At 45.2% G+C, this 22,338-nt stretch carries 17 protein-coding genes; 13 read left to right on the top strand and 4 right to left on the bottom strand.

Annotated elements, in window-relative coordinates; genetic code table 11:
- Window positions 1-439 precede the first annotated feature (439 nt).
- From DWV53_RS04940 to guaA, 7 genes are all read left to right on the top strand, one after another.
- Window positions 440-1,783, top strand: coding sequence for a sugar phosphate nucleotidyltransferase (locus tag DWV53_RS04940; protein WP_118152040.1), 1,344 nt, complete (start codon window positions 440-442; stop codon window positions 1,781-1,783).
- Between the two features lie 150 nt (window positions 1,784-1,933).
- Window positions 1,934-2,206 (top strand): co-chaperone GroES, encoded by a 273-nt coding sequence (locus tag DWV53_RS04935; protein WP_006846288.1) that lies wholly within the window; start codon window positions 1,934-1,936, stop codon window positions 2,204-2,206.
- 100 nt (window positions 2,207-2,306) lie between these two features.
- Complete coding sequence (groL, locus tag DWV53_RS04930; protein WP_117692011.1) at window positions 2,307-3,935, top strand: chaperonin GroEL; 1,629 nt, start codon at window positions 2,307-2,309, stop codon at window positions 3,933-3,935.
- 365 nt (window positions 3,936-4,300) lie between these two features.
- Window positions 4,301-4,516 carry a hypothetical protein gene (locus DWV53_RS04925; protein ID WP_006846290.1) on the top strand — a complete coding sequence of 72 codons (216 nt, stop codon included), beginning with the start codon at window positions 4,301-4,303 and terminating at the stop codon, window positions 4,514-4,516.
- Entirely contained in the window at window positions 4,500-6,044 is a 1,545-nt protein-coding gene (locus DWV53_RS04920) for a RapZ C-terminal domain-containing protein (protein WP_117692142.1), read from the top strand. Before DWV53_RS04925 ends, DWV53_RS04920 begins: the two co-directional genes overlap by 17 nt.
- A gap of 76 nt (window positions 6,045-6,120) precedes the next feature.
- The gene (locus DWV53_RS04915) at window positions 6,121-6,870 is read left to right on the top strand and encodes a nucleotidyltransferase family protein (RefSeq protein ID WP_118152038.1); all 750 of its coding nucleotides are present in this window, start codon (window positions 6,121-6,123) and stop codon (window positions 6,868-6,870) included.
- A 74-nt stretch (window positions 6,871-6,944) separates the two neighbouring features.
- The gene (gene guaA / locus DWV53_RS04910) at window positions 6,945-8,555 is read left to right on the top strand and encodes a glutamine-hydrolyzing GMP synthase (RefSeq protein WP_118152036.1); all 1,611 of its coding nucleotides are present in this window, start codon (window positions 6,945-6,947) and stop codon (window positions 8,553-8,555) included.
- Window positions 8,556-8,601: 46 nt separating this feature from the next.
- On the opposite strand, the gene mscL is transcribed toward guaA, so the two are convergent.
- A complete protein-coding gene (mscL, locus tag DWV53_RS04905) occupies window positions 8,602-9,030 on the bottom strand; it encodes a large-conductance mechanosensitive channel protein MscL (RefSeq protein WP_118152034.1) in 429 nt (142 codons plus the stop codon).
- A gap of 354 nt (window positions 9,031-9,384) precedes the next feature.
- Between mscL and gap the strand changes: the two genes are divergently transcribed.
- The 3 genes from gap (at window position 9,385) to DWV53_RS04885 (ending at window position 12,546) form a co-directional block, all read left to right on the top strand.
- A complete protein-coding gene (gene gap / locus DWV53_RS04895; protein ID WP_118152030.1) occupies window positions 9,385-10,416 on the top strand; it encodes a type I glyceraldehyde-3-phosphate dehydrogenase in 1,032 nt (343 codons plus the stop codon).
- A gap of 145 nt (window positions 10,417-10,561) precedes the next feature.
- On the top strand, window positions 10,562-11,518 hold the full coding sequence (miaA, locus tag DWV53_RS04890) for a tRNA (adenosine(37)-N6)-dimethylallyltransferase MiaA (protein ID WP_259318909.1): 957 nt from the start codon (window positions 10,562-10,564) through the stop codon (window positions 11,516-11,518).
- Window positions 11,519-11,616: 98 nt separating this feature from the next.
- Window positions 11,617-12,546 (top strand): diacylglycerol/lipid kinase family protein, encoded by a 930-nt coding sequence (locus tag DWV53_RS04885; RefSeq protein ID WP_118152027.1) that lies wholly within the window; start codon window positions 11,617-11,619, stop codon window positions 12,544-12,546.
- Between the two features lie 68 nt (window positions 12,547-12,614).
- Here DWV53_RS04885 and DWV53_RS04880 read toward each other — a convergent pair whose 3' ends face one another.
- Complete coding sequence (locus DWV53_RS04880) at window positions 12,615-13,319, bottom strand: Crp/Fnr family transcriptional regulator (protein ID WP_118152025.1); 705 nt, start codon at window positions 13,317-13,319, stop codon at window positions 12,615-12,617.
- 212 nt (window positions 13,320-13,531) lie between these two features.
- Here DWV53_RS04880 and DWV53_RS04875 point away from each other — a divergent pair, with 212 nt between their 5' ends.
- The 3 genes from DWV53_RS04875 to DWV53_RS04865 all read left to right on the top strand — a co-directional run bounded on the left by DWV53_RS04875 (window position 13,532) and on the right by DWV53_RS04865 (window position 18,280).
- Window positions 13,532-15,475, top strand: a complete 1,944-nt coding sequence (locus DWV53_RS04875) for a glycogen debranching enzyme N-terminal domain-containing protein (protein WP_118152023.1) — start codon at window positions 13,532-13,534, stop codon at window positions 15,473-15,475.
- Between the two features lie 18 nt (window positions 15,476-15,493).
- Window positions 15,494-16,762, top strand: a complete 1,269-nt coding sequence (locus DWV53_RS04870; protein WP_022121648.1) for a glycosyltransferase family 4 protein — start codon at window positions 15,494-15,496, stop codon at window positions 16,760-16,762.
- A gap of 84 nt (window positions 16,763-16,846) precedes the next feature.
- The gene (locus DWV53_RS04865) at window positions 16,847-18,280 is read left to right on the top strand and encodes a glycoside hydrolase family 57 protein (RefSeq protein ID WP_118152021.1); all 1,434 of its coding nucleotides are present in this window, start codon (window positions 16,847-16,849) and stop codon (window positions 18,278-18,280) included.
- A gap of 112 nt (window positions 18,281-18,392) precedes the next feature.
- Here DWV53_RS04865 and DWV53_RS04860 read toward each other — a convergent pair whose 3' ends face one another.
- Together DWV53_RS04860 and DWV53_RS04855 are read right to left on the bottom strand one after the other, a co-directional pair.
- On the bottom strand, window positions 18,393-20,183 hold the full coding sequence (locus DWV53_RS04860) for a glycoside hydrolase family 43 protein (protein ID WP_118152019.1): 1,791 nt from the start codon (window positions 20,181-20,183) through the stop codon (window positions 18,393-18,395).
- A 21-nt stretch (window positions 20,184-20,204) separates the two neighbouring features.
- On the bottom strand, window positions 20,205-22,190 hold the full coding sequence (locus DWV53_RS04855) for a glycoside hydrolase family 28 protein (RefSeq protein ID WP_118152017.1): 1,986 nt from the start codon (window positions 22,188-22,190) through the stop codon (window positions 20,205-20,207).
- Between the last annotated feature and the right edge of the window lie 148 nt (window positions 22,191-22,338).

Raw genomic sequence — 22,338 nt, 5'->3', positions numbered from 1 at the left:
CTTAGCACATTATTGAATTATTAACGAACTATTGTTATATATCTTTTTAAGTTATTTGAGGTTTGCTTAAACTGATATTTGGTCGCAAAGGTAATAATAATAGTTGAAAATCGGAAATAAATCAGCAAAAAAATATCGAAATAGACCAACTTGAACCAACTTGAACCAGCTTTTCTTGTTTTTAAACTGTTTAAATGATGTTTTTTCTTCCTTTTTACTTTCTTGCGCATATCTAGGTATTTTTATATGAATAGGTAGTTTTTTTAGAAATTGCTTGGTGGTTTCAAAAGAAAAACGTACTTTTGCAGCCGGATTATCACGGATGATTCTTCTTTGAGACCTGTTGGTACTGGGAGTAAACTCCTGATGTGGTGCAGTCTCTCACTGTTAATTTGTGAAATCTTAAGTATGAACAATAAACGATTTAGATAGTAATAATATGCAATTAATTTTATTATCGGGTGGCTCGGGTAAAAGGCTCTGGCCACTTAGCAATAATGCTAGAAGCAAACAGTTCTTGCCATTGCTCGAAAAGGAGAATGGGGAGATGGAAAGTATGGTTCAGCGCGTGGTACGTCAGGCTCAGGAAGCAAATCTGACCAACGATATTACGCTTGCTACAAATGCCAGTCAGCTGGATATCATCCAGAACCAGCTGGGAGAGCGGGTTTCTGTGGTTACCGAACCGGAGAGGCGTGATACTTTCCCTGCTATCGCTTTAGCTGCAAGTTATCTGAAACTGAAGAAGAAATGTGAGGATGACGAGGTTGTGGTTATTATGCCTTGTGATCCTTATACCGAGTTGGAATATTTCCATACCATAGCCCGTATGGTGGAGTGTGTGGAGAAAAACGTCGCCGACCTCGTGCTGATGGGTATCAAACCTACTTATCCAAGTGCAAAATATGGTTATGTGGTTCCTTTTGCTGAAGGAGAGAAGTATCAGATAGTGAAGAGATTTACCGAGAAACCGGATGTGCCTACAGCAGAGAAACTCCTGGAGGAGGGTGCTTACTGGAATGGTGGTGTCTTCGCTTTCCGTTTGGGCTATATGATGCAGATTGTACGTAAGTATATGCAGAGTGAGAACTTTGAAGATACTCGTGCAAGATATAGCGAATTTCCAAAAATCTCTTTCGACTACGAGGTGGCGGAGAAGGCTGAATCGGTAGCGGTAGTACCGTTTAATGGTGAATGGAAGGACCTGGGTACCTGGAATACACTCACTGATGAGCTGCATCATGCCAGCATCGGTAATGCGGTGATGGGAAGTCATTGCGAGAATACGCATGTCATCAACGAACTCCAGTTGCCTCTGTATGTGGATGGCTTGAAGGATGCAGTTGTCGCAGCGAGTCCTGATGGCATCTTCGTCTGTGCAAAGAAATATTCCGAGGACATCAAGAAGGCGGTAGAACATCTTACTCCGCGTCCGATGTATGAGGAAAGAAGGTGGGGTACTTATCGGGTGATAGACGATTCTGAGTATGCTGACGGCAATCATTCACTCACCAAGAGTATTACCTTGAAGCCAGGTAAGAATATCAGTTATCAGCTTCATCACCATCGTTCAGAGGTGTGGACATTCGTAGAAGGTGAGGGCATCTTTGTACTTGATGGTGAGGAGAAATATGTGAAGGCTGGTGATACCGTGGTGATTCCTCTGGAGCATTATCATGCCATCAAGGCGATTACACAGCTGACTTTCATCGAAGTTCAGAATGGTAATCCACTGGTTGAGGAGGATATTGAAAGATTCGATTATCAATGGAAAATGAAATAAAACACAAGTTTTTGTGATATAATGTCAGTATTTAAACGTGTCAAAGTGTCAGTATGGATGCTTTGGCACGTTTTTCGTATACTGGCGGGGTGACGGGTAGCAATACCTGTCGACAAAATAAATGTATAACAATTAAAATATTATAGAATCATGAACATTAAACCATTAGCAGACAGAGTGCTGGTACTTCCTGCACCAGCTGAAGAAAAAGTAGGTGGAATTATTATCCCTGATACAGCAAAAGAGAAACCACAGCGTGGTAAGGTCGTTGCTACAGGTAAGGGTACGAAAGACGAAGAGATGATTCTCAAAGAAGGTGATACCGTACTCTATGGTAAGTACGCTGGCACAGAACTCGAATTCGATGGTACTAAATATATCATGATGCGTCAGAGCGATGTACTCGCTGTAGTAGAAGAGTAAGAATAAGTGAAGAGTGAAGAACGAAGAGTGAAGGATTCAATTGCTTTGTTTTAACTCAACATTCAACATTTAACATTCAACATTAAAAAGATAAAAGAAAATGGCTAAAGATATTAAATATAATATGGATGCCCGCGACCTCTTGAAGAAGGGTGTTGATCAGTTGGCAAATGCAGTAAAGGTAACTCTCGGTCCTAAGGGCCGCAACGTGGTAATCGAAAAGAAGTTTGGTGCTCCTCAGATTACTAAAGATGGTGTTACCGTGGCTAAGGAAGTAGAGTTAGAAAATAAATTCGAAAATACTGGTGCTCAGCTTGTTAAGAGCGTTGCCAGCAAGACTGGTGATGATGCCGGTGATGGTACAACAACTGCTACTATCCTGACTCAGGCTATCGTAACAGAGGGCTTGAAGAACGTTACTGCAGGTGCAAACCCAATGGACTTGAAGCGTGGTATTGACAAGGCTGTGGCTGCTGTTGTTGCCTTCATCAAGGAACATGCTGAACAGGTAGACGACAACTACGATAAGATTGAGCAGGTGGCTACTGTTTCTGCCAACAATGATGCTGAGATTGGTAAGCTCTTGGCTGACGCTATGCGCAAGGTTTCTAAGGATGGTGTCATCACTATCGAGGAGAGCAAGAGCCGTGATACCAACATTGGTGTTGTTGAGGGTATGCAGTTTGACCGTGGTTACTTGAGCGGTTACTTCATGACTGATGCAGACAAGATGGAGTGTGTAATGGATAACCCATACATCCTTCTTTATGATAAGAAGATTTCTAACTTGAAGGAGTTCTTGCCAATTCTCCAGCCTGCTGCTGAGAGTGGTCGTCCTTTGTTGGTTATCGCTGAGGATGTTGATTCTGAGGCTTTGACTACTTTGGTTGTTAACCGTTTGCGTGGCGGTTTGAAGATTTGTGCTGTGAAGGCTCCTGGCTTCGGCGACCGTCGCAAGGCTATGCTGGAGGATATCGCAGTGTTGACTGGCGGTGTTGTTATCTCTGAGGAGAAGGGCTTGAAGTTGGAGCAGGCAACTTTGGATATGCTGGGTTCAGCAGACAAGGTTACCGTCAACAAGGACAATACAACTATCGTTAATGGTCATGGCGAGAAGGCTAATATCCAGGATCGCGTAGCTCAGATCAAGAACGAAATTGAGAATACCAAGTCTTCATATGATAAGGAGAAACTTCAGGAGCGTCTGGCTAAGCTCGCCGGTGGTGTAGCTGTCCTCTATGTAGGTGCCAACTCTGAGGTTGAGATGAAGGAGAAGAAGGATCGTGTTGACGATGCACTCTGCGCTACCCGTGCCGCTATCGAGGAAGGTATCGTTGCTGGTGGTGGAACTACTTATATCCGTGCTCTCGAGGCATTGAAGGATATGAAGGGTGATAACGCTGACGAGACAACCGGTATCCGTATCGTAGAGCGTGCTATTGAGGAGCCTCTCCGTCAGATTGTTGCCAATGCCGGTGGCGAGGGTTCTGTAGTAGTAAATAAGGTACGCGAGGGCGAGGGTGACTTCGGTTACAATGCCCGCAAGGACGTTTACGAAGATATGCGTCAGGCTGGTATCGTAGATCCTGCCAAGGTAGAGCGTGTAGCTTTGGAGAATGCTGCTTCTATCGCAGGCTTGTTCCTGACAACAGAGTGTGTGTTGGTTGACAAACCAGAGCCTGCACCAGTTGCACCAGCTGCAGCACCTGGTATGGGTGGCATGATGTAATTAGATGAATAATTTGAGCAAACAAAGCACATCGTAAGACTGCGAGTTTGCAAAGCGAAAATATCAAATAGGGGTGATTCTCAGCGAATTATCCCTATTTTTTTATTTTTTTAGTCATAAAGATGCAAAAAATAGCAAAATTATTTGGTTCGAATAATCTTTTTTTGTAACTTTGCATCGTAAATAAAAGAAAGTATCATCCGAAGGGATGGCAAAGATATTTTTTTGATTTGTTTTAGTAGATTAGTTTTTAAGTAGTTTGTTTTTGGAAATCGGTTGTCGTGAGACATCCGATTTTTTTTTGTTTTTATTTTGTTTTCTCAATTTAATTGTGTAATTTTGCAGCATAATAGAAAATTCATAGCATGAACAATATTGATTGGAAAAAAGCAGTGGTCTTTCTGATTGTTATCGGAGGACTCATTTATATTACAAAGGCAGAGTTGGGAATGACTACTACAAACTCGTTCCTTACTACGCTGGGTATCTTATTGCTTCTCTTTATCGGAGATAACTTCGCACAGAAGATTGATGATGATCGGAAACGACGTAAACTGAATAATGATGGAAAAGCTGATTGATCTATATAAGAAATGGGCGGGTGAAGAACCGGCTGATGTCATAAAATTGGCAGGGCAGGGGAGTAACCGGCAGTATTTCCGTATCATTGGGCATGATGGTGATACGGTAATTGGTGTGATAGGAACCAGTCGTGATGAGGATCATGCCTTTGTATATCTGGCTCAGCATTTCCAGCTCAGACAGTTGCCTGTTCCCCAGATTCTGGCGGTGAGCGATGATGAACTCTGCTATCTTCAGACAGACCTTGGCGGTACTTCGCTTTTCGATGCCATCAAGGGCGGACGAGATGCGGGCGGACGTTACAATCAGAAAGAGAAGGAACTCCTTAAGAAAACCATTCGTGAACTTCCGAATATCCAGATTCGCGGTGCAAGAGGATTGGATTGGCAGAACTGCTATCCGCAGCCAGAATTCGATGTAGACAGTGTACTCTTCGACCTCAACTACTTCAAGTATTGTTTCCTGAAGCCTACCGATTTGGATTTTCACGAACTGAAGCTCGAAGCCAACTTCCGGCTTTTTGCCAAGGATCTGACATCAGAACCGATGGATTGTTTCCTTTATCGCGATTTTCAGGCGCGCAACATCATGCTGGATGATAAGGGAAATCCATACTTTATTGATTTTCAGGGTGGTAGAAAAGGACCGTTCTATTATGATCTCGCCTCATTCCTCTGGCAGGCATCTGCTAAGTATCCGTTCAAACTGCGCAGAGAACTGGTTTGGGAATACTACCAGTCATTGAAGCATTATACCGAGGTACCATCGGTGCGCCATTTTGTAAACCGGTTGAGTCTTTTTGTGCTCTTCCGTACCTTACAGGTTTTGGGCGCCTACGGATTCCGCGGCTATTTCGAACGCAAGAAGCATTTCATCGACAGTATTCCGCCAGCTATCCAGAATCTGCGAGATCTTCTGAAGATGGGTGACAAGGTATTCCCTTATCCTTATATGATGGATATGTTGAGAAGACTGACCGAATTGCCACAGTTCAAGGTGATAGAGAGTGTGGCGCTGAGTCGTGCAGACGGCTATAAGACTACCGACAATAATATCTATCGTGCGCATCCGCAGGACGGACCTGCCACCTATTCTAAATATGATGGTAAGGGACCGCTGGTGGTAAGAGTGTATAGTTTTTCTTTCCGTAAGGGCATTCCAGAGGATCCGTCGGGCAATGGTGGAGGTTACGTCTTCGACTGCAGAAGTACCCATAACCCTGGAAGATACGAGCCTTATAAGAAGTTGACGGGTCTGGATGAGCCTGTTATCCGATTCCTGGAGGATGATGGTGAGATATTGAAGTTCCTGGATCATGTCTATGCACTTGCCGACCATCATGTAAACCGCTACATGCAGCGTGGTTTCACCTCTCTGATGTTCTGTTTCGGATGTACAGGCGGTCAGCATCGCAGTGTATATTCTGCGCAGCATCTTGCCGAACATATTCACCGGAAGTTTGGTGTAGAAGTGCATATTTGTCATCGTGAACAGCATATTGAACAGGTTTTACCTGCAAAACAATAGAAAATAGCGTGCAAATTTGGCTATCTCGCAAAAAGTTAGTAAATTTGCACGCACATTTTAAAATAGCTATTTAGCAATGATGCAAGCAATGATATTCGCAGCAGGTTTGGGCACTCGCCTTAAGCCACTTACCGACCGCATTCCGAAGGCTCTGGTAAGTGTCGGGGGAGAACCTTTGCTCAAACGTGTCATCTTTCAGTTGAAGGATGCCGGTTTCACTCGCATTGTAGTGAACGTGCATCATTTCTCCCAACAAATTATCGATTATCTCAGAGCACATGACAACTTCGGTATGGACATCCGTATCAGTGATGAGAGTGAAAAGCTGCTCGAAACGGGTGGAGGTATCCGGAAGGCATGGCCGCTCTTCAACCAGTCAGAGCCTATTCTTATCCACAACGTGGATATTCTGAGTAATGTAGATCTGAAGAAATTCTACCAGATGGAGAGTAGGGATATGATTGCTGCCCGCCTGATGGTGAGCGAACGCAAGACCAAGCGCTATCTGCTCTTTGATGACAGTATGCGACTGGTGGGATGGACGAATATAGAAACGGGCGAGGTGAAGAGTCCTTATCCTGATCTCAATCCCAAAGATTATAAGATGTATGCTTTCTCGGGCATTCACATGGTTGCCCCATCGCTCTTTCCATTGATGGAGGAGGAACCGGACAAGTTCCCTATCATGGACTTCTATCTGAAGCATTGCGACAAGGTGCGCATAGAGGGATATGTAAAGAACGACCTCAAGCTGATGGATGTGGGAAAGCAGGAGACGCTGAAAGAGGCGGAAGCATTCCTGAAATCGTTAGGTAATAGTTTATAGTTAATAGCGGCTATGCCGTATAGCAAGATTACTATAAACTATAAATTGTAAACTGTAAATTAAAATTAGATATTATGCAACAGAAGATTATTATTTTGGATTTCGGTTCACAGACCACACAGCTCATCGGCCGTCGTGTCCGTGAACTCGATACCTTCTGCGAAATCATGCCTTACAACAAGTTTCCAAAGGATGACCCATCAGTCATTGGTGTCATCTTGAGCGGTAGCCCTTATTCCGTTCATGATCCGGAAGCTTTCAAGGTAGATCTGAGCCAGTTTATCGGCCGCATTCCTGTACTCGGCATCTGCTACGGTGCTCAGTTCCTCTCTTACGCCCAGGGCGGTAAGGTGGAGGCTGCTGACAGCCGTGAGTATGGTCGTGCCAACTTGGAGCATTTCGATAAGGAGAATCCTTTGTTCAAGGGATTCATCGAGAACTCTCAGGTTTGGATGAGCCATGGTGATACCATCACTGATATCCCTGATGATTACAAGTGCATCGCTTCTACTGCTAATGTGAAGTATGCTGCTTATGCTTCTACCAAACAGCCTGTATGGGCAGTACAGTTCCACCCAGAGGTGTTCCACTCTTTGCAGGGTACACAGTTGCTGAAGAACTTCGTGGTTGATATCTGCGGAAGTAAGCAGGACTGGAGTGCTGACTCTTTTGTTGAGACAACAGTTGCTGAGTTGAAGGCACAGTTGGGCGACGATAAGGTTATCCTCGGTCTTTCTGGCGGTGTTGACTCCAGTGTGGCTGCCGTTCTCCTGAACAAGGCTATCGGCAAGAACCTTACCTGTATCTTCGTAGATCATGGTATGTTGCGCAAGAATGAGTTCCGTGACGTGATGGAAGATTACAAGTGCTTGGGCTTGAATGTAATCGGCGTGGATGCATCAGAGAAGTTCTTTGCTGACCTGGCTGGTGTTACTGACCCTGAGAAGAAACGTAAGATTATCGGCCGCGACTTCGTGGAGGTTTTCAATGCTGAGGCTAAAAAGCAGACTGGTGCCAAGTGGTTGGCTCAGGGTACCATCTATCCTGACCGTATCGAGAGCTTGAATATCACCGGTAAGGTGATCAAGAGTCATCACAACGTAGGTGGTCTTCCTAAGGAGATGAACCTTCAGTTGTGTGAGCCTTTGAAGTGGCTGTTCAAGGATGAGGTTCGCCGTGTAGGTCGCTCTATGGGTATGCCAGAGCACCTGATTACTCGTCACCCATTCCCAGGTCCTGGTTTGGCTGTCCGTATCTTGGGCGATATCACTCCTGAGAAGGTACGTATCCTTCAGGATGCTGACGATATCTATATCCGTGGCTTGCGTGAGTATAAGGTGAAGTTGAGTGGTGAGGAAGCTCGTCGCGTCCTGGCTGCCGGTGTTCCTGCTGACATGCAGAATGGCGAGATCGAGGTTTCTCTCTACGATCAGATCTGGCAGGCTGGTACCGTATTGCTTTCTACTGTCCGTTCAGTAGGTGTGATGGGTGATGAGCGTACATACGAGCACCCGGTTGCCTTGCGTGCTGTAACCAGTACTGATGCGATGACTGCTGACTGGGCACATCTTCCTTATGATTTCATGGCTAAGGTAAGTAATGAGATTATTAATAAGGTGAAGGGTGTAAACCGTGTATGTTATGACATCTCTTCAAAACCACCTTCGACAATTGAGTGGGAATAAACTGAATAAAAAAGTCGCCTTCAAAGAGGGCGACTTTTTTTTATTCTTATTTCTGGTTCTTCAGGAGATCACGTATTTCCATGAGAAGTTTTTCTTCATTGCTTGGCTCCGGAGCCTTAGGTGCTTCTGCCGGTTTTTCCTCTTCCTTCTTCTTGGAAATCTTGTTCACCACCTTGATGAGCATGAAGATACAGAAGGCAACGATGAGGAAGTCGAAACAGGTCTGGAGGAAGTTACCGTAGTTGATGGTAGCCGCCTTCAGTTCCTCACCCGCTACATTGACGGTAGGTAGGGTGAGTTTGAGGTCGGCAAAATTCACGCCGCCAATCAGCCATCCTATAGGAGGCATGATGACATCATCTACAACGGAGCTCACGATTTTGCCAAAGGCACCACCGATGATAACACCGACAGCCATGTCGAGCACATTGCCACGCATGGCGAATTCCTTGAATTCGTTCAAAAATTTACTCATACTTTTATCTTTTTAATTATAACTATAGTTTGATTGTTCTTCTTTTTCTCTTTTCTTATATATATAATAAGGTATAGAATGCTGAGTTTTTCCTTTGCTTTTTGCAATATGGAGTTGTCAGTATGGCATGTAATGAGTGAAAATAATGCCAATATTAAAACTCTACTATTCTTTTTTAACTTATTTAATACTCATTCTGGTTGCAAAGTTAGAAAAAAATTAGTAACTTTGCGCTCGAAAAGAAGAAAAAATGCTCTAAGGCGTAAAATTTTGAATGTTTCAGCATCGGATGAACGCTCGAAAGCAGTTGAAAAAGTAATTTTTATTAAACTTTTAATTTAAATATTAAGAACAATGATTAAGATTGGTATTAACGGATTTGGCCGTATCGGTCGTTTCGTATTCCGTTCTACAGTTGAGGCTGAGAACGCAAAGGAAGTACAGGTAGTAGCTATCAATGACTTGTGCCCAGTTGATTACATGGCTTACATGTTGAAGTATGATACAATGCACGGTCAGTTCGACGGTACTATCGAGGCTGACGTTGAGAAGAGCGAGTTGATCGTTAACGGTAACCACATCCGTGTTACTGCTGAGCGTGATCCTGAGAACTTGAAGTGGGATGAGGTTGGTGCTGAGTACGTAGTTGAGTCTACAGGTCTCTTCCTCGCTTACGACAAGGCTGAGAAGCACTTGAAGGCTGGTGCTAAGTACGTAGTACTTTCTGCTCCTTCTAAGGCTGACGCTAACGGTAACCAGGCTGATATGTTCGTTTGCGGTGTTAACACTGACAAGTACAATGGTCAGAAGATCGTTTCTAACGCTTCTTGTACAACAAACTGCTTGGCTCCTATCGCTAAGGTATTGAACGATAACTTCGGTATCGAGACAGGTTTGATGACAACTGTTCACTCTACAACTGCTACACAGAAGACTGTTGATGGTCCATCTATGAAGGACTGGCGTGGTGGCCGTGCAGCTGCTGGCAACATCATCCCTTCTTCTACAGGTGCTGCTAAGGCTGTAGGTAAGGTTATCCCTGAGTTGAACGGTAAGTTGACAGGTATCTCTATGCGTGTTCCTACTTTGGACGTATCTGTTGTTGACTTGACAGTTAACTTGAAGAAGGCTGCTTCTAAGGAGGCTATCTGCGCTGCTATGAAGGCTGCTTCTGAGGGTGAGTTGAAGGGTGTACTCGGTTACACAGAGGATGCTGTTGTTTCTTCTGACTTCTTGGGTTGCGCTTTGACATCTATCTTCGACGCTAACGCAGGTGTTTATTTGACAGACAACTTCGTTAAGGTTGTTTCTTGGTATGACAACGAGATTGGTTACTCACACAAGGTTGTTGAGTTGATCAAGATCATGAAGAAGCACAACGGTTAATTCTTTGCCTCTTAACGATTAAGTATATGGCCGTCCAGCATTTTTTCAATGCTGGACGGCTTTTTGTTTTTATAAGTGAGAATTTCTTTTCATTTTATTTTGTTTTCTCAATAATTTCATTTAACTTTGCGGCATGAAATATTCGATGATAACCATATTGGGACCTACGGCGAGTGGTAAGACGAGTCTTGCTGCCGCTCTTGCAGCCAGGATCAATAGCCTGGGTGCCCATTTGTCGGGTACCCCTGCCAAGGGCGCTGAAATCATTAGTGCTGACAGCCGCCAGGTATATCGCGGCATGGATATAGGTACGGGTAAGGATCTGGCTGACTATACCATCCATGGCAAGCAGATACCTTATCACCTTATTGACATCTGTGAGCCTGGTACGAAATATAATCTCTTTGAATATCAGCAGGATTTTTATGATGCCTATCAGAATATTCAGAAGAGAGGGGCTTTTCCGATATTATGTGGAGGTACAGGACTCTATATTGAGTCGGTGCTGAAAGGTTATCATCTCTCACCTGTTCCGCAGAACCCGGAACTCCGTGAATCATTGGCTCATAAGAGTTTAGAGGAACTTACGCTGATACTGAAAGAGCTGAAGGCGAAAACGGGTTCTAATATGCACAATCGCACAGACGTGGATACAGCACAGCGAGCTATCCGGGCGATAGAGATTGAAAGCTATAATCTGGAGCATCCGATGCCCGAACGTGAACTCCCTGCGGTTGATTCGCTGATTATCGGTGTCAGCATAGACCGGGACGCAAGAAGGGAGAAAATTTCACGGAGACTGAAACAGCGATTGGATGAGGGAATGGTAGATGAAATCAAGGGACTGCTAGATCGTGGTATTCCTGCCGAAAATCTCATCTATTATGGTTTGGAATATAAGTTTATTACAGAATATGTAATCGGTAAGACTTCATACGATGAGATGTATCGCGGTCTGGAAATAGCAATCCATCAGTTTGCCAAAAGGCAGATGACGTGGTTCAGAGGTATGGAGCGCAGAGGCTTTACTATCCATTGGGTAGATGCATTGCAGCCAATGGAGAAAAAGGTGGAGACGGTTTTGGAGCTGATGAGGAGCTAGGCTGCGGCCTGGAATCTGGCTAGGGCTGGCATCCGATGGAATCGGATGCAACGATGGCTAGACGGAAGTAATATTTTTCTAATTACAAAGAAGAGACAATGGTAAACGAGAATAAATGGGGGCTGCTTTATTGCCCTAGAGGAGGCTGGCGAAGTAACAAGCGCTGGGAAAAAATAGAGAAGGTGCTCAAGCAGCAGAGCGTAGATTACGACTTTGTGCAGAGCGAGAATCAGAAGAGCGTAGAACGGCTCATCAGAATGTTTATCAACAATGGTTATAAGACCATTGTCATCGTTGGTGGAGATTCTGCGCTCAATGATGCCGTAAACTGTCTGATGCAGATAGATCCGAAAGAAAGAGAAGAGGTGGCACTGGGTGTTATTCCTAACGGACTGATGAACGACTTTGCCCACTTCTGGGGATTCAGCGACAGCGATATCGAGAAGACGGTGGCGTCGCTGAAAAAACGTCGTATCAGAAAGATTGACCTCGGTTGTATCCGCTATGTGAATAAGAAGGGGGAGAAATGCCGTCGCTATTTCCTCAACTGTATCAATATCGGACTCATTGCCGCCATCATGAACCTGAGACGAAAAACCCATCATATCTTCGGTTCACGTACCCTGTCGTTTCTCTGTTCCTTCATCCTGATGATATTCCAGCGTCTGGACTATAAGATGCATGTGAAAATCAATTCGGATGTTATCAAGCGTAGAGTGATGACGATGTGTATAGGCAATGGAACTGGATATGGACAGACCCCGAATGCTGTGCCATATAACGGACTGCTCGATGTGTCGGTGGTATCTCATCCTAAGACAACCCAGCTCTTCGAGGGAATCTATCTTTTTGTGAAAGGTAAGTTCCTCAACCATAAGAGTGTGCATCCTTACCGTACCCGAGAGGTAGAGGTGCTCGATGCCCAGCATGCCCTGATAGGTATTGATGGCAGATTGATGAATACGCCGGTAGGCCCATTCCAGATTACTGTAATTCAGGAGGTTATCAACTTTCTGATACCTGTATAACCGGTATGCCCGTAATAAGGTAATAAAAACGTATAATGTAAAACATATAAATAAAAAATAGCAGAACTTTATCCGAGTTCTGCTATTTTTATGATTTCTTCTTCCTGTAAGATTTTGATTTTCCTTCCTTCTGTATTGATGAGTTCTTCTGCCGTAAAGGCTGAGAGCGTACGGATGGCATTGCTCGTTGTCATATTACAGAGATTTGCCAGATCTTCACGACTCAATCGGATGTCAAGAGTTTTTCCGTCTTTTTCTAACCCATAAGAGTCTTTCAGAAATATCAGTCCCTCGGCAAGTCGGGCACGGATATGTTTCTGGGTGAGGTTCACGGTACGGTCGTCCGATTTACCTATTTCCACACTGAGATATTTGATAAAGAAGAAGCCGATGTTGAAACTCTTGGAGATCAGTTTCATGAGAACTGCCAGCGGGAACTGGGCAACGACGCAGTTTTCCAGCGACATGGCTGCCGTCTTGTATATCTCATCCGCAAAATAGGCTCTGAAACCAAAAAATTCAATCGGTTTGATAACACGGATAATCTGGCTCTTGCCACCGATACCTTCTTTGTATATCTTCACTTTTCCCGCTATGAGACATAGTGCATATTCGGGAGTACCCTCGTTCTTGTAGATGATTTCGTTCTTCTTATACTTCTTGGTTTCCAGATGTTCTTTCAGTAAATCGAACTGGTCATCAGTGATGCCTCCCCATAGCTTAGCAATCAGCATTGCTATATTTTCTTTATCGTATTTTCCTCTAGCTGCCATGTGTACAAATCTTTTAAACTGAAAACTGAGTGCAAAAGTAATGCTTTTTCTCGAAATAATCAAGCATTTTTGTCTAAAAATATGTTTTAAAACATAAAAAGGCAATTTTTTCTAAAAATGGCATACAAAAAACTTTGTTATACCACAAAAAAGTGTTACCTTTGAAAGCAATTAATTTAGTCAACAAAAATATAGAACCTTAATATAGATCTATGAGTTATCTAAAATTCGAAAAGGCCCTTATGACGAATCTTCAAGAGTCGTTGCCTAAGGAGTTGTTGAGAACAAATCGCTCGGGTGCATATTCGTGCTCAACGATTGTAGACTGTAATACCCGCAAGTATCACGGATTACTTGTCGTGCCGGTTCCTGAACTGGACGATGAGAATCATGTGCTCTTGAGTTCGCTGGATGTTACGGTGATTCAGCATGGAGCAGAGTTTAACCTCGGCTTGCACAAGTACCAGGGCAACAACTACAGTCCGATGGGCCACAAGTACATTCGTGAGTTTGATTGTGATAAAGTGCCAACTACCCTTTATCGCGTAGGTGGTGTTATCCTGAAAAAGGAAGTTGTATTCCAGCATTATGAGAATCGCATTCTGATTCGCTATACCCTGGTAGACGGCCATTCGGCTACAACCCTTCGTTTCCGTCCTTTTCTGGCTTTCCGCAGTGTCCGTCAGTTTACTCATGAGAATGCTACCGCATCTCGTGATTATGCTGAGGTAGATCATGGTATCAAGACCTGTATGTATGCAGGTTATCCTGATCTCTATATGCAGTTCTCCAAGAAAAACGAGTTTAAATTCTGTCCAGATTGGTATCGTGGCGTGGAATATCCAAAGGAGCAGGAGAGAGGTTATGCTTCTAACGAAGACCTCTATGTTCCTGGCTATTTTGAAATGGATATCAAGAAAGGCGAAACCATCGTCTTTGCTGCTTCTACATCAGAAATCAAGGCAGTCAGCCTGAAGAAGCTCTTCGACAAGGAAGTGGATGAGCGTTCGCCTCGTGACAATTTCTTCCACTGTCTGGTCAATGCGGCTCATCAGTTCCATCGTCGTGAAAAGAACGATGACCGTTATATCCTGGCAGGTTACCCTTGGTTCAAGTGCAGAGCCCGCGATACATTCATCGCTCTTCCGGGTCTCACCCTCTCTATCGAGGAAGATGACTACTTCGAACTGGTGATGAAGACTGCCATGAAGGGATACTACGAGTTTATGGAAGGCAAGCCGGTCAGCGTTCATATTGCTGAGATAGAGCAGCCTGACGTGCCATTGTGGGCTATCTGGGCTTTGCAGCAGTATGCCAAGGAAACCAGCAAGGAAGAATGCTTCAAGAAGTATGGACAGTTTATCAAGGATGTTATCAACTTTATCCAGGATAACAAGCATCCGAACCTGAAGCTCGAAGAGAACGGATTGCTCTATACCGATGGTAAGGACAAGGCAGTTACCTGGATGAACTCTACTGCCAACGGCAGACCAGTGGTTCCACGTACAGGTTATATCGTAGAGTTTAATGCTTTGTGGTATAACGCTTTGTGCTTCTGTGCTTCTCTCGCTGGAATAGTTGGCGAAGAAGACAGCCAGCAGAAACTCCTGGCTCAGGCTGAGCTGACAAAGCAGGCGTTCCTCGATACCTTCCTCAATGAATATGGCTATCTCTACGATTATGTTGATGGAAATATGATGGACTGGAGCGTTCGCCCGAACATGATATTTGCAGTGGCTTTCGACTATTCTCCATTGTCGCAAGACCAGAAGAAGCAGGTTCTTGATATCTGTACACGCGAACTCCTTACTCCTAAGGGATTGCGTTCACTCTCGCCAAAGAGCGGTGGATATAATCCTGTTTATGTAGGTCCGCAGACCCAGCGCGACTATGCTTACCATCAGGGTACGGCATGGCCATGGCTCGGTGGCTTCTATATGGAGGCAAGTCTGAAACTCTATAAGCGTACCCGTTTGAGCTTTATCGAACGCCAGATGGTAGGTTATGAGGACGAAATGTCTTCCCACTGTCTCGGTACCATCAGCGAACTCTTCGATGGAAACCCTCCATTCGCAGGTCGTGGTGCCATCTCTTTCGCCATGAATGTGGCTGAGATTCTGCGTGCGCTCGAGTTACTTGAAAAATATCAATATTAATAATAGGAGGACTGCTATATGAAAGTTTTAATGTTTGGATGGGAGTATCCTCCTCACGTATTTGGTGGTTTGGCAACTGCCAACTTTGGTATCTCCCAGGGACTTCATGCCCAGGGCGATGTTGATATCACATTGTGTCTGCCTCATCCTTTCGGTGATGAGGACCGCAGTGCCTGCAAGATTGTGGCAATGAACAGTGTGCCTATCGCCTGGCGAGATGTAAATCACGACTATGTGCAGCAGCGCGTAGGCAATATCATGAATCCGGACGATTATTTCCGCTACCGTGACCACATCTATGCCGATTTTAACTATATGCATGTAAATGACCTCGGCTGTATGGACTTTGCCGGTGGTTATCCGTCAAATCTTCATGACGAGATCAACAACTATAGCATCATTGCCGGAGTTGTAGCCCGTTCAGAAGAATTTGATATTATCCATGCTCACGACTGGCTTACATTCCCTGCCGGAATTCATGCCAAGCGCGTGAGTGGCAAACCATTGTGCATCCACGTTCATGCTACTGATTTCGACCGTAGCCGTGGAAAGGTGAACCCTACCGTTTACGCAATCGAGAAAGACGGTATGGATAATGCCGACTGCATCATGTGTGTATCCGAACTGACCCGCCAGACGGTGATTCACCAGTATCACCAGGATCCACGCAAGTGTTTTGCCATGCACAATGCCGTATACCCATTGAAGCAGGAGTGGCAGGATATTCCACGCCCAAATCATAAGGGCAAGGAGAAGGTAGTAACCTTCCTGGGACGTCTTACCATGCAGAAGGGACCTGAATATTTCGTTGAGGCTGCCAACATGGTATTGCACCGTACCCGCAATGTGCGTTTCTGTATGGCAGGTTCGGGCGATATGATGGACCAGATGATTTATCTCGCTGCCGAAAGAGGCATTGCCGACCGGTTCCACTTCCCTGGTTTTATGCGCGGCAAACAGGTTTATGAATGTCTGAAAGACAGTGATGTCTACGTGATGCCATCTGTGAGCGAGCCGTTCGGTATCTCACCTTTGGAAGCTATGCAGTGCGGCACACCAACCATTATCTCCAAGCAGAGTGGATGTGGAGAAATTCTGTCCAACTGTATCAAGGTAGACTACTGGGATATCCATGCCCTTGCTGATGCCATCTACAGCATCTGTCACAACGAGAGTCTTTTCGATTATCTCTCAGAGGAAGGCAAGAAAGAAGTAGACCAGATTACCTGGGAGAAAGTGGGAGCCCGCATCAAAGACCTGTACCTCAAAACCTTAGGGTGGAAGTAGGTTAAGTGAAGAGTGAAGAACGAAGAATGAATAATTTTGAGGCTTTACTCATCTTACAAGTTAAACGTTCAAATTTCAAATTTTATGAAAACAATTTGTTTATATTTCGAGATACATCAGATTACCCATCTGAAACGCTACCGCTTCTTCGACATCGGTACCGACCATTATTACTATGATGACTACGAGAACGACCGTAGCATCAACGAGATTGCTGAGCGCTCTTATATGCCAGCCTTGAATGCCCTTCAGGAGATGATTGAAAAGAACGGCAAGTATTTCAAGATAGCTTTTTCGCTTTCGGGTGTGGGTATGGAGCAGTTGGAACTTCATGCTCCTCAGGTGCTGGAGAAGCTTCAGCAGCTCAACAATACGGGTTGTGTAGAGTTCCTGGCTGAGCCTTACTCTCACGGACTTGCTTCTCTGGTTAATGAGGCAAGTTTCAAGGATGAGGTGATGCGCCAGTGTACTAAGATTGAGGAATATTTCGGAAAGAAACCTACCGTATTGCGCAACTCTTCGCTCATCTACAGCGATGATATCGGTAACGATGTTGCCAACATGGGATTCATTGGTATGCTCACCGAGGGTGCCAAGCACGTGCTCGGCTGGAAGTCTCCTCACTATGTTTACCATTGCGCCCTGAACCCTAAGTTGAAGCTCCTTTTGCGCGATGTGAACCTGAGCGATGATATCTCTCTGCGCTTCAGCAACAGCGATTGGGACGGTTATCCACTCTTTGCCGACAACTATATGAACCAGATTGCTGCCTTCCCAGAGGAAGAGCAGGTTATCAATATCTTCATGGAGCTTTCTGCTCTTGGTATTGCCCAGCCTCTGTCAAGCAACATCCTCGAGTTTATGAAGGCACTGCCTCAGTGTGCCAAGGACCGTGGCATCACCTTCTCAACACCTTCAGAAATCTGCAAGAAGATCAAGTCGGTAGGCGAGGTGAATGTGCCTGATACCTTGAGTTGGGTAGACGAGGAGCGTGATGTAAGTTCATGGTTGGGTAACCCGATGCAGCGTGAGGCTTTCAACAAACTTTACAGTGTGGCAGACCGTGTACGTATCGCCAACGATCCACGTATCAATCAGGACTGGGATTACCTGCAGGCAAGTAACAACTTCCGCTTCATGACTACCAAGCCAAGCAATGTGGGTCTTGACAGAGGTATCTATTCAAGTCCTTTCGATGCTTTCACTAACTATATGAACATTCTTGGCGACTTCATCACCCGAGTAAACGACCTCTATCCTGCTGATGTTGATAACGATCAGCTTGAGGGCCTGCTTACTACCATCAAGAATCAGGATGAAGAGCTTGAGATGAAGGACAAGGAGATTGTCCGTCTTCAGGCTAAGATTGAAAAGATAGAGAAGGAGGCAGAGAAGCACCATGGCGAGAAGCCTGCTAAGGCTGCTCCTGCCAAGAAGGCCGCAGCTAAGCCTGCAGCCAAGAAGGCTCCTGCCAAGAAAACAACAAAGGCAGAGCCTACAGAAGAAAAGAAAGATTAGAATTTTTAGATTACTCATAAAGATTAATCCCCCTCGCTGCATTGATTTGCAATGAGGGGGATTTTTTTGTTTCCCAAAATATTCTCTGAAATAACGCATTAGCTGGAAAGCGTTATTTTTCGAAATGAATCCAGTCTACGTCGAAGAAGGCTGCATCGTTCTTCTTGGCTGTGCGGGTGTTGAAGAAACCGAGCTTGGCACCAATCCACTTGCCTTCACGCACAGTGAAAGGATTGCCTATCTTGGTGAATTTCTTACCATCCAGACTGTAACTCCATTCAGCGATAGCCTGTATCTGGTTGGCGATACCTTCGCTATGAACCTTCACGCGAAGCCATACATCCTGGGTAGCGATGCGGGAAGAAGGAATATCATCTACGGCATACTTCACGGTGTAAGGTTTAGGCAGCTTACTGGTCTTGATGGCTACTTGCTTCACCACCTTCTCAGCCTTTCCCTTCTCAGCCTTCTCGCAGGTTACATATTGCAATACAACACCCTCTTCCTTGGTATCAACAAACTTGAGTGCCGCATAGTCCATGCCTTGCATGATCATGCCGGCGCTTTCGCCCAATACCTTATCTTTTTCCTTGTAAGCCTCGGTGCGGTTAGGTATGAACTTCACCTTGGCAGTAGCAGTAAAGTTCTCGGTAGGGAGTTTCTGGAGCAGGAGGTTTGGCAAATCATACAGGTTCTTTACATCTTCAGCCTGCTGCACACCATAGAGACGCAACTTGGAGTTTTTGGCATCACAGAAGTACCAGTACTGACTGTAAGGACCGTTCCACTGCCATTGCAGACCTAAATCTACGCTGTTGAAATCATCCGATTCCTTAGGCTGGAAGTTACCGCTTGATGGCAGGTTTGGCTTCTTCCATTGCTGAACAGGGTCACCGCAGCCGTCACCATCCTTGTCGTCACCGATGACGAGCCAGTCGTTTACCCATTTGGCTGGTTGCAGATGAACCACACGACCATAAGCATGTTTGTCCTGGAAGTGGAGGAACCAGTCTTCGCCGTTCTGGGTATCTACCCATGCACCCTGGTGAGGGCCGTTTACCTTCTTGTTCTTTCCCTGTGCCATACCCACATACTCCTCGTAAGGACCGTATGGATTCTTGGAACGCAGTTCTACCTGCCAGCCATACTTTACTCCGCCCGCAGGACTCATGATATAATAATATCCGTTGCGCTTGTAGAATTTGGTACCCTCGATGGTAGGCTGGTCTTCATGACCATCATATACGATGCGTGAAGGACCGATAACCTTGGTGCCGTCAGGTGACATCGGAGCTACGAAGAGTACAGACTTGATACCGGCTCTTGAACCGGCGCATCCATGCGAAAGATAAGCCTTGCCGTCTTCATCCCAGAGAGGGCAGCAGTCCATAAGACCTTTTCCCTTCATCACCCAGGTGATAGGCTCCCAAGGACCACGAGGATCTTGTGTCTTGGTCATGAAGAGTCCCTGGTCAGGATCGCCACAGTAGATATAGAACCATCCGTCATGATAGCGGATGGAGGGTGCCCATACGTAGTTACCATGCTGAACCTTCTTGCGCCAGTCCAGTTCGGTGCCCTGATATTCAGGCAAAACAGGATAGTCATCGAGTAGGGCAGCACCTATAATCTCCCAGTTTACCAGGTCGGTGCTGTGCAGAATCTGAAGGCCTGGGAAACACTGGAAGGAAGAGGAGGTCATATAGTAGTCATTGCCCACACGGCATACGTCTGGGTCTGAGTAGTCGGCGTCAATAACCGGGTTGCGGTACATTCCGTTCTTCAGGTTCGGATTCCATGTCTTGGATACCGCTTTCTGGGCATTCACGCTCACCGCAGAGAGCGGAGAACTCAAAGCGATGGTTGCGAGAAGGCACAGGAGTGAATGCGATTTTATTTTCATTGTTACCGATGTTTAAATGAATTATTTAGCTACGTATTTCTTGTTGTTGTAGATATAGATCCCTTTTTTGAGACCTTGCAGGTCTTCCGCCTTGGCATTGAGCTTCACCATGCGACCGCTGAGGTCGTAAATGTTGTTATTGTCTACCTTGGCGATGGTAGCAATTGGCTGGATGCCTGTAGAAGTCTCTGTATAGAGAGTGAACTGCAAGATGCACTGCTTTACCTTTGGAGTGAAAGTAAGCGTGTGCTCTACAGGTGAATCAAACTCTACTGTATATTTTTTCAGACTTTTGTCTTTTGGAAAAACATAGGTAGAAGCATCGTAGCTTGTGCCGTTTATCTCGCCGAGATAGGCATCTGCATCAGAGTAATTGTCTTTTCCCTCGATATCCATTTTGACAATCTTTATGCCGTCAGGAATGATGATGGTGTATTGATTTGCGCTATACTTGATATAGTTGGTACCAGAACCAGTATCGTATGTCTTTCCCTTCTCATTGCTGATAGCGAAGCCGTTGCTAAAAGAACCGGCTGTCTTATCTGTTAAAGTCTTTGAGTTCAAAGTGAAAGGTCCCTTTGTATCTACTACTCCTGAACCTGTAGACGTAGCACCACACTCGTCTGTCCAAGTAGAATCAAACTTCTTGAGCCAGATTGAACCGCTGCTGACGGTAATCTTAGAGTTGTTCTTGAACACGAGATTATCTACGAAGCGGATATCGATACCCTTCTTTGCTGAAATCTGCACGTTGTCGAGTGTTACATTCTTGATATGGCTCTCAGGACGGCCAATCAGGAAGATGGCTTTGCCATCGCAAACATCTGTTGTCTTCACGTTCTGAAGCAGAATGCCGTTGTAGGTAGGGGTAGTACTATCAAGAGCTCTGGCATTTGCCTTGTCTACGGCAGGATCGCTGTTGTAGTTCTTGTCGTAGTAGCAATCGATAGAGAATGGGTTCTTCACCTTGGTCATGGTGAAGTTGGTGAACTTCCAGTCCTCCTCGCCACCGCCACGCAGTGTACCATTGCTGTTGATACCCGTCTTCATGCGGATACCGGCAGTTGTACCATTCATGGTGATGTTGTCGAACCATACATGCTTGATGTTTTTGGTGAAACTACCGATAGAAGCACCATGTCCTGTACCAAAGTCGCAGTTCCAAACATGGATGTACTGTGCATCATTGTCGCAAACTACGTTATCATCACCTGTGCTGATGTTGCAGTTATAGATGTTCATGTGGTGTCCCCAGATCGAGATACCATCTGTGTTATGAGAAGGCTGTTCAGTCTTGGTTTCAGAAGAAGGGTTATAGATGGTTACATCATGAATGGTACCATGGTTCGCACCATTGCTGTTACTCAAGGTGATGTTGACACCCGGAGTATTCTGAACCTTGAGATTGCGAATCAGGAATCGGCTGCCTTTCTCGAATCGGATCATGGCTCCAGGATTGAAAGTCTCCTTGTTGTCGCGAGCCTCCCACCAGCGGGTTCCCTGTCCATCGATAATAGAAGTTTCACCTTCGCCCTCTATAACGATGTCGCTCTGGTTCTTGTTCTTACAACCGATAAAGAGCGTTTTGTTGTTAGGTGCCTTACCATATTCAACGAGTTTCAGAGTCGCTCCTGCGCAAAGGTGGAGCACAGTCTTTGACTTGATGCTGAGTACCTCGGTCTTGCTTGTCATCTGATCTGTACTACCAAACATCCAGGTACCGGCAGGAATCACGACCATACCACCTGTTGTAGGCACAGCATCAAGTGCTTTCTGGATAGCCTTGGTGTTGTCTTCTGCCGTAGTGGAAGCACCATAATCCTTGATGTTGAACGTGTTTTCCGAAGTGATGGTTGGCAACTGTGGCAGTTCTACGGGAGTCCATCCTTCTGGAGTGTTCTGTGCGTTCTGCTCGGCTGTGATACCTGCGAAAGTTTGTGCTTTAGCGAACATTGGCAGAGCCATGAGCGCAGCCAGCACGGCTGTCTTAATGATTGATTTCTTCATTTCTTCTTAGGTTTATTTATTTTATTATTATTGTATTCTATAAGATTTTCTGCAAAGTTACGATATTTTTGCTTACCGCATGCAGATAGTGGGCGAAAAACTACGAAAACGATTACGTATACCTTGCCGATAGAACCAAAAGAAAGAC

The organism is Segatella copri, from assembly GCF_003465495.1.
GTDB lineage: Bacteria > Bacteroidota > Bacteroidia > Bacteroidales > Bacteroidaceae > Prevotella > Prevotella copri_G.
This window is presented reverse-complemented; position numbering and strand designations above follow the sequence as displayed.